The organism is Streptomyces sp. NC-S4, from assembly GCF_054353315.1.
In genome coordinates this window covers 636,030-645,650 of record NZ_CM135937.1, presented here as the reverse complement: position 1 = coordinate 645,650, position 9,621 = coordinate 636,030, and the positions used below count along the sequence as shown (strand labels likewise).

Below are 9,621 nucleotides of genomic sequence, written 5' to 3'. Positions count from 1 at the left end.
ATGGTGAACGAGGACAAGCTTCGCGACTACCTCAAGCGGGCGACCGCCGATCTGCGCCAGGCCCGCAGGCGGTTGCGCGAGGTAGAGGAGCAGAACCAGGAACCCATCGCGATCGTCGCGATGAGCTGCCGCTACCCCGGCGGCGTCCGCACCCCCGAGGACCTGTGGCGGCTCGTCGCCAACGGCGACGACGCCATCTCCGGGTTCCCCGTCGACCGCGGCTGGGACGTGGAGTCGCTCTACGACGCCGATCCCGACAGCGCCGGATCCAGCTACGTCAGCGAGGGCGGATTCCTCTACGACGCAGCCCGATTCGACCCCGCTCCCTTCGGCATCTCCCCGCGCGAGGCACTCGCGATGGACCCGCACCAGCGGCTGCTCCTGGAGACCTCCTGGGAGGCGTTCGAGCGGGCCGGCATCGACCCGACGTCCCTGCGCGGCAGTCGGACCGCCGTCTTCGCCGGCGTGATGTACCACGACTACACCGCCCGCCTGGACTCCGTCCCCGAGGGCGTCGAGGGCTTCCTCGGCACCGGCAGCTCCGGCAGCATCGCCTCCGGCCGCGTGGCGTACACCTTCGGCCTCGAAGGCCCCGCCGTCACCGTCGACACCGCCTGCTCCTCCTCCCTCGTCACCCTGCACCTGGCCGTGCAGGCCCTGCGGGCGGGGGAGTGCACCATGGCCCTCGCCGGCGGTGTCACCGTGATGGCCACCCCGGCCACCTTCACCGAGTTCAGCCGCCAGCGCGGGCTGGCCGCCGACGGCCGCTGCAAGCCCTTCGCGGCCGCCGCCGACGGCACCGGCTGGGGCGAGGGCGTCGGCATGCTGCTCGTGGAGCGGCTGTCGGACGCGCGGCGCAACGGGCACCCGGTGCTCGCCGTGATCCGCGGTTCCGCGATCAACCAGGACGGTGCGAGCAATGGCCTGACCGCGCCGAACGGGCCGTCCCAGCAGCGCGTCATCCACCAGGCGCTCACCAACGCCCGTCTGACGACGGCCGAGGTGGACGTCGTGGAGGCGCACGGCACGGGCACGACCCTGGGTGACCCGATCGAGGCGCAGGCTCTGCTTGCGACCTACGGCCAGGACCGGCCGGCGGACCGGCCGCTGCTGCTCGGCTCGATCAAATCCAACATCGGTCACACCCAGGCCGCGGCCGGTGTGGCGAGCATCATCAAGATGGTCGAGGCGATGCGCCACGGCGTCGTACCGAAGACCCTCCACCTCGACGAGCCGACCCCGCACGTGGACTGGGAGGCGGGTGCCGTCTCCCTGATCGGCGAGACCGTGCCCTGGCCGCAGACCGGCGCCCCGCGTCGTGCGGGTGTGTCGTCGTTCGGGTTCAGCGGGACGAACGCACATGTGATCGTGGAGCAGGCCCCGGAGCCGGAGTCGGCTGAGACGGAGACCGGTTCGGGGATGCCGGTGGTGCCGTGGGTGCTGTCGGGCAAGAGTGCGGGGGCGTTGCGGGGGCAGGCGGAGCGGCTGTCGGGCTGGCTGGCGGGCACGGCGGACGTTGATCCGCTGGACGTGGGCTGGTCGTTGGCGTCTACACGTGCGGGGCTGGACCACCGGGCGGTGGTCTTCGGTGATCACGCGGCTGGTGTGGCCGCGGTGGCGTCGGGTTCGCTGGCGGCCGGTGTGGTCACCGGGGCTGCCGTCGGTGGCAAGACGGCGTTCGTGTTCCCGGGTCAGGGCTCGCAGTGGCTGGGCATGGCAGCTGAGCTGCTGGAGTCCTCGCCGGTGTTCGCCGCCCGGGTGGCTGAGTGTGCGAAGGCGCTGGAGCCCTTCACCGACTGGTCGTTGACCGACGTTCTGCGCGGTGTCGAGGGTGCGCCTTCCCTCGACCGGGTGGATGTGGTGCAGCCGGCGCTGTTCGCGGTGATGGTGTCCCTCGCCGAGGTGTGGCGGTCGGCGGGTGTACGTCCGGGTGCGGTGATCGGGCATTCGCAGGGTGAGATCGCGGCTGCGTGTGTGGCCGGGATCCTGTCCCTGGAGGACGCGGCGCGTGTCGTGGCTCTGCGGAGCCAGGCCATCGGCCGGGTGCTGGCGGGTCTGGGCGGCATGGTGTCCGTCCCGCTGCCTGCCGCTGAGGTGCGTGAGCGGATAGCGGCGTGGGGTGAGGAGCGGATCTCCGTCGCTGCCGTCAACGGCCCCTCCTCGGTCGTGGTCTCCGGTGAGGTCCAGGCCCTGGACGAGCTGCTGGCCTCTTGTGAGGTGGATGGTGTTCGTGCCAGGCGGATCGCCGTGGACTACGCCTCGCACTCCGCGCAGGTGGAGCTGCTCCGTGAGGAGCTCGACGCCCTCCTCGCCCCGATCGTCCCGCGGGCGGCGGAGGTTCCGTTCCTGTCCACGGTCACCGGGGAGTGGATCAGTGGTACCGAGCTGGATGCCGGTTATTGGTTCCGCAACCTGCGTCAGACGGTCGAGCTGGAGCAGGCGACCCGTACCCTCCTCGACCAGGGCTTCGGTGTGTTCGTCGAGTCGAGTCCGCATCCGGTGCTGACGGTCGGCATGCAGGAGACCGTCGAGGACGCGGGTCGCGAGGCCGCGATCCTGGGTTCCCTGCGCCGTAACGAGGGTGGACTGGAACGTTTCTGGCTGTCCCTCGGCGAGGCGTACGTCCGTGGTGTGGTCGTGGACTGGGACGCCGTCTTCGCGGGCACTGGCGCTCAGCGCGTGGACCTCCCCACCTACGCCTTCCAGCAGGAGCACTTCTGGCTGGAGAGCGGCACCGCCCCGGACGCCGAACCCGCCATGTCCCCGTCCGACGCCGCCGACGCCCACTTCTGGGAAGCCGTGGAGCGCCAGGACGTGGCTGCCCTCACCGCCGAGCTGGCCATCGACGGGGACGAGACGCTCACCGCCCTCCTGCCCGCCCTGTCCTCCTGGCGGCGCAGGCGGCAGGAGCGCTCCACGGTCGACGGCTGGCGCTACCGGATCACCTGGAAGCCGGCTCCCGAACCCGCCGCCACCCGTCTCACCGGCACCTGGCTCGTCGCGCTCCCCGAGGCCGGTGAGGGGGCCGACGCCGTCGTGCGCGCGCTCGCCGAACACGGTGCCGACGTACGGCCGATCGCGGTTCCCCGTACCCACGACGCACGGGCCGAACTGGTCGAGCGGATCCGTGAGGTGCTCGCCGACGGCCCCGACGTCTCGGGTGTGCTGTCCCTCCTGACCCCCGCCGGGGCCGAGGCGGAGCCGATCGGCTCCGCCGCGCCCGCCGGGGTCATCGCCACCCTCTCCCTGGTCCAGGCCCTCGGTGACGCCGACGTCGCCGCCCCGCTCTGGTGCGTCACCCGTGGGGCGGTCTCCGTGGGCCGTTCCGAACAGCAGGCCGATCCCGCGCAGGCCCCGATCTGGGGACTCGGCCGCGTCACGGCCCTGGAGCACGGCGAGCGCTGGGGCGGGCTCGTCGACCTGCCCGCGCAGGCCGACTCCCGCACGCTCGGACGACTCGTCGGCGTGCTGGCCGGGGACGCCGCCGAGGACCAGGTGGCAGTGCGCGCCTCGGGCCTGTTCGTACGACGTCTCGTCCGAGCCGGGCTCGCCGAGACCCCGGCGGTGCGCGAGTGGCGTCCGGCGGGGACGACGCTGGTGACTGGCGGTACGGGCGCGCTCGGCGCGCACGTGGCCCGGTGGCTCGCCGAGAACGGCGCCGAGCACCTGATCCTGACCAGCCGCCGCGGGGCCGACGCGCCCGGCGCGGACGGGCTGCGCGACGAACTGACCGCGCTCGGCGCCCGGGTCACGCTCGCCGCCTGCGACATGGCCGACCGGGACGCGGTAGCGGCCCTCCTCGCCTCCGTCCCCGCCGACCAGCCGCTCACCGCCGTCGTGCACACCGCCGCCGTCCTCGACGACGGTGTCATCGAGGCACTTACGCCCGAGCAGGTCGAGCGGGTCTTCCGGGTCAAGGTCGACGCCACGCTGCACCTGCACGAGCTGACCCGCGACCTCGACCTGTCGGCGTTCGTCCTCTTCTCCTCCTTCGCCGCCACCTTCGGTGCCCCCGGCCAGGGCAACTACGCGCCGGGCAACGCGTTCCTCGACGCCTTCGCCGAGTACCGGCGTGCTGCCGGGCTGCCCGCCACCTCCCTCGCCTGGGGCCCCTGGGGCGACGGAGGCATGGCCGAAGGCGCCGTCGGTGACCGGATGCGCCGCCACGGCGTCATCGAGATGGCCCCCGAGCGGGCCGTCAGCGCGCTCCGGCACGCCCTGGACCGCGACGAGACCACCCTGACCGTCGCGGACATGGAGTGGAAGCGGTTCGTCCTGGCCTTCACCTCCGGCCGCGCCCGGCCGCTGCTGCACGACCTGCCCGAGGCGCGACAGGCCATGGAGCACGCCCGTCCCGACGCGTCCGAGGACAGCGGCAGCGCCGCCGTGCTCACCCGGCAGCTCGCCGGGCAGCCCGAGGCCGAGCAGGAACGGCTGCTGCTGGAGCTCGTCCGTACGGCCGTCGCCGCCGTCCTCGGCTATGCCGGGCCCGACGCCGTCGAGGCCGGCCGGGCCTTCAAGGAGCTGGGCTTCGACTCCCTCACCTCCGTCGAGCTGCGCAACCGCCTGAGCGCCGCCGCCGGCCTCAAGCTGCCGCCCACCCTCGTCTTCGACTACCCCACGCCCACCGTCCTCGCGCGCCACCTGCGGGCCGAGCTCGCCGGGCAGGGCGCGGCCGCCGCCACGCTCGTACCGGCGGCTTCCGCCTCCGTGGCCGACGCCGAGCCGATCGCCGTCGTCGCGATGAGCTGCCGCTTCCCCGGCGGTGTCCGAAGCCCCGAGGAGCTGTGGCAGCTGCTCGCCTCCGGCGGTGACGCCCTCTCGCAGTTCCCCGCCGACCGCGGCTGGGACGTCGAGGCGCTGTACGACCCCGACCCCGACGCGCAGGGCACCTCGTACACGCGCGAGGGAGGGTTCCTCTCCGACGCGGCCGCGTTCGACCCGGCGTTCTTCGGGATCTCCCCGCGGGAGGCGCTCGCCATGGACCCCCAGCAGCGGCTGCTGCTGGAGACCTCGTGGGAGGTCTTCGAGCGGGCCGGGATCGACCCGGAGACCCTCCGCGGCAGCCAGTCCGGAGTGTTCGTCGGAACCAACGGCTCCGACTACTCCCACCTCGTACGCGGCGCCGCCACCGAGGGCCTCGAAGGCCACCTGGCCACCGGCAGCGCGGGCAGTGTCGTCTCCGGCCGCCTCTCGTACACCTTCGGCCTGGAGGGCCCGGCGGTCACCGTCGACACGGCCTGCTCGGCTTCGCTGGTCGCCCTGCACCTCGCGGTGCAGGCGCTGCGCGGCGGCGAGTGCTCCATGGCCCTGGCCGGCGGTGTGACGGTCATGTCCACGCCCGGCACCTTCATCGAGTTCAGCCGCCAGCGCGGACTGTCCACCGACGGCCGCTGCAAGGCGTTCTCCGCCGACGCGGACGGCTTCAGTCCGGCCGAGGGCGTCGGCATGCTGCTCGTGGAGCGGCTGTCGGACGCGCGGCGCAACGGGCACCCGGTGCTGGCCGTGGTCCGGGGTACGGCGATCAACCAGGACGGTGCGAGCAACGGCCTGACGGCGCCGAACGGGCCGTCCCAGCAGCGCGTGATCCGCCAGGCCCTGGCCAACGCCCGTCTGACGACGGCCGAGGTTGACGTGGTGGAGGCGCACGGCACGGGCACGTCGCTGGGTGACCCGATCGAGGCACAGGCACTGCTGGCCACCTACGGCCAGGACCGGCCGGCGGACCGGCCGCTGCTGCTCGGCTCCGTCAAGTCCAACATCGGCCACGCCCAGGCGGCCGCCGGCGTAGCCGGTGTGATGAAGATGGTGCTGGCCATGCAGCACGGTGTGCTGCCCCAGAGCATCCACATCGCCGAGCCGACCCCGCACGTGGACTGGAGCGCGGGCGAGGTCGCCCTGCTGACCGAACAGCGAGCCTGGCCCGAGACCGGTGGCCGGCCCTGGCGCGCGGGAGTGTCGTCGTTCGGGTTCAGCGGGACCAACGCCCATGCCATCATCGAGCAGGCCCCCGAGGAACAGGGGTCCGACGAGCCGGGGACCCCTGCGTCGCAGACCCCCCACCCCCTACTGACCGCGACGACCCCGCAGGACCCCGGTTCCGACCGGCGGACCCCGCTGCCGTGGCCGCTGACGGCCAAGACCGAGAAGGCGCTGCGCGGCCAGGCGGAACGCCTGCTGAACCACCTCGCCACCCGCCCTGACCTGCGACGCGTCGATGTCGGCCACTCGCTGGCCACCACCCGCACGGCGCACGACCGGCGCGCGGTACTGATCGGCCGGGGGCCCGAGGAACACCTCGCGGGCCTGGCCGCCCTGGCCGCCGGAGGCACCGCACCCCTGCTCGTCCAGGGGTCGGTCATCGGGGGCAAGACCGCGTTCGTGTTCCCCGGACAGGGGTCGCAATGGGTGGGCATGGCGGTGGAGCTGTTGGACGCTTCACCCGTGTTTGCTGCCCGGGTGGATGAGTGTGCGAAGGCGCTGGAGCCCTTCACCGACTGGTCGTTGGTGGATGTGCTCCGGGCCGCCGATGGCGCGCCCTCGCTCGACCGGGTGGATGTGGTGCAGCCGGCGCTGTTCGCGGTGATGGTGTCCCTCGCGGAGGTGTGGCGGTCGGCTGGTGTGCGTCCGGGTGCGGTGATCGGGCATTCGCAGGGTGAGATCGCGGCTGCGTGTGTGGCGGGGATCCTGTCCCTGGAGGATGCGGCCCGGGTGGTGGCTCTGCGGAGTCAGGCCATCGGCCGGGTGCTGGCGGGTCTGGGCGGAATGGTCTCCGTGCCGCTACCCGCTGCCGAGGTCCGGGAGCGGATCGCGCCGTGGGGTGAGGCGCGGATCTCCGTGGCCGCCGTCAACGGCCCCTCTTCCGTGGTGGTTTCGGGCGAGGTCCAGGCTCTGGACGAGCTGTTGGCCTCTTGTGAGGCGGACGGGGTTCGTGCCAGGCGGATCGCCGTGGACTACGCCTCGCACTCCGCCCAGGTGGAGCTGCTCCGTGAGGAGCTCGAGACCCTTCTCGCCCCGATCGTGCCGCGGTCGGCGGAGGTTCCGTTCCTGTCCACGGTCACCGGGGAGTGGGTCAGCGGTACCGAGCTGGACGCCGGTTACTGGTTCCGCAACCTGCGTCGGACGGTCGAGCTGGAGCGGGCGACCCGTACCCTCCTCGAGCAGGGCTTCGGTGTGTTGATCGAGTCGAGTCCGCACCCGGTGCTGACCGTGGGTATGCAGGAGACCGTCGAGGACGCCGGCCGCGAGGCCGCGGTACTCGGTTCCCTGCGGCGTGACGAGGGCGGTCTGGAGCGGTTCTGGATCTCCCTGGGCGAGGCGTATGTCCGTGGTGTGGCCGTCGACTGGGACGCCGTCTTCGCGGGCACCGGCGCCCGGCGCGTGGACCTGCCCACCTACGCCTTCCAGTCGCAGCGGTTCTGGCCCGAGGCCGCGCCGGCAGAAGTCGGTGAAGTGACCGGCGAGAGCGTGATGGACGCCCGCTTCTGGGACGCCGTCGAACGCGAGGACCTTGCCGCGCTCACCGCCGAACTGCGGATCGAAGGCGACCAGCCCCTGACCGCCCTGCTCCCCGCGCTCTCCTCGTGGCGGCGGCAGAGCCGCGAGCAGTCCACGGTTGACGGCTGGCGCTACCGGGTCACCTGGAAGGCCCTCGCCGAAGCCACCGGCACCCGGCTCTCCGGCACCTGGCTGGTCGTCGTGCCCGAGGCGGTATCCGGCCCGGCCGGTGACACGGCCGCCGCTGTCCTTCGCACGCTCGCCGACCGCGGCGCGGAGGTCCGTACCGTCACCGTCGCCGCCGACGCGGCCTCCCGGGACGCGCTGACCGACGCCCTCAAGGCCGCCACGGACGGGGCGCCCGCCCCCGCCGGGGTGCTGTCCCTCCTCGCCCTCGGCGACGACGGGGCCGCGCTGCGCACGCACCCCGGGCTCCTGGGCACCGCCGCGCTCGTCCAGGCCCTCGGGGACGCCGACGTGTCCGCGCCGCTGTGGTGCGTCACCCGCGGCGCCGTGTCCGTCTCCCGCTCCGAGCGGCTCCAGGATCCGGCGCAGGCCCTCCTGTGGGGCTTCGGCCGCACCGCCGCACTGGAGTTCCCCGACCGCTGGGGCGGTCTGCTCGACCTGCCCGCGCAGGCCGACGACCGGACCCTCGGGCGGCTCGTGGGCGTACTGGCCGGTGACGGATCCGAGGACCAGGTGGCGCTCCGCGCTTCCGGCCTGTTCGGCCGGCGGCTGGTGCACGCCCCGCTCGCCGACGCGCCGACCGCGCCCGAGTGGCGTCCTGCGGGGACGACGCTGGTGACCGGCGGTACGGGCGCGCTCGGCGCGCACGTGGCCCGGTGGCTCGCCGAGAACGGCGCCGAGCACCTGATCCTGACCAGCCGCCGCGGGGCCGACGCGCCCGGCGCGGACGGGCTGCGCGACGAACTGACCGCGCTCGGCGCCCGGGTCACGCTCGCCGCCTGCGACATGGCCGACCGGGACGCGGTAGCGGCCCTCCTCGCCTCCGTCCCCGCCGACCAGCCGCTCACCGCCGTCGTGCACACCGCCGGCGTCCTCGACGACGGCGTCATCGACGGGCTGACCCCCGAGCGGTTCGCGACCGTGCTCGCCCCCAAGGCGGACGCGGCGCTCACCCTCCACGAGCTGACCCGCGACCTCGGCCTGTCCGCGTTCGTGCTCTTCTCCGGAGTCGCCGGCACCCTGGGCGACGCCGGGCAGGGCAACTACTCGGCCGCCAACTCCTACCTGGACGCCCTCGCCGAACAGCGGCACGCCGACGGCCTGCCCGCCACCTCGGTGGCCTGGGGCCGCTGGGGTGACAGCGGGCTCGCCGCGGGCGGCGCCATCGGGGAGCGGCTCGACCGCGGCGGTGTGCCGGCCATGGCGCCGCGCGCCGCGATCCGGGCGCTCCAGCAGGCCCTCGACCACGGCGAACCGGCCGTCGCCGTCGCCGACATCCAGTGGGAGCGGTTCACGCCGGGCTACACCGCCGTACGGCCCAGCCCGTTCCTCGTCGACCTGCCCGAGGTACGTGCGCTCGTACGGGCCGCGGCGGCCGCCGGTGACGCGACCGGCGCGGCCGGGGAGGACTCCCCGGCCGAGGCGCTGCGGCGGCGGCTGTCGGTGATGCCGCAGGCCGAGCAGGCCCTGGCCGTACTGGAACTGGTGCGCTCGCACGCGGCGACCGCGCTCGGGCACCCCACCACCGACGAGGTGGGCGCGGGCCGCGCGTTCAAGGAGCTCGGCTTCGACTCCCTGATCGCGCTGGAGCTCCGCAACCGCCTGAACGCGGCCACCGGGCTGAAGCTCCCGGCGACGCTGGTCTTCGACCACCCGACCCCCGCGGTCCTGGCCGAGTTCCTGCGCGCCGAGATCGTCCAGGACGGCAGCACCGCGGCAGCCCCCGGCATCGCGGAACTGGAAAAGCTCGAATCCGCGCTGTCCGTCCTCGATCCGGACGGGGAGACGCGGGCCGGCATCGCCTCGCGCCTGCAGGCCCTCCTCGCGAAATGGGGTGAACCGCAAGCCCCTTCGAGCGGCGGGGCCGTGGCCGAGAAGCTCCAGGAAGCCACGACCGACGAGCTCTTCGACTTCATCGAGAACGAGCTCGGTATCTAG

General features: G+C 73.6%; 1 protein-coding gene. It reads left to right on the top strand.

Annotated elements, in window-relative coordinates; all coding sequences use genetic code 11:
• The first annotated feature begins 3 nt into the window (after nt 1-3).
• Entirely contained in the window at nt 4-9,621 is a 9,618-nt protein-coding gene (locus ACXNSR_RS02840; protein WP_458643543.1) for a type I polyketide synthase, read from the top strand.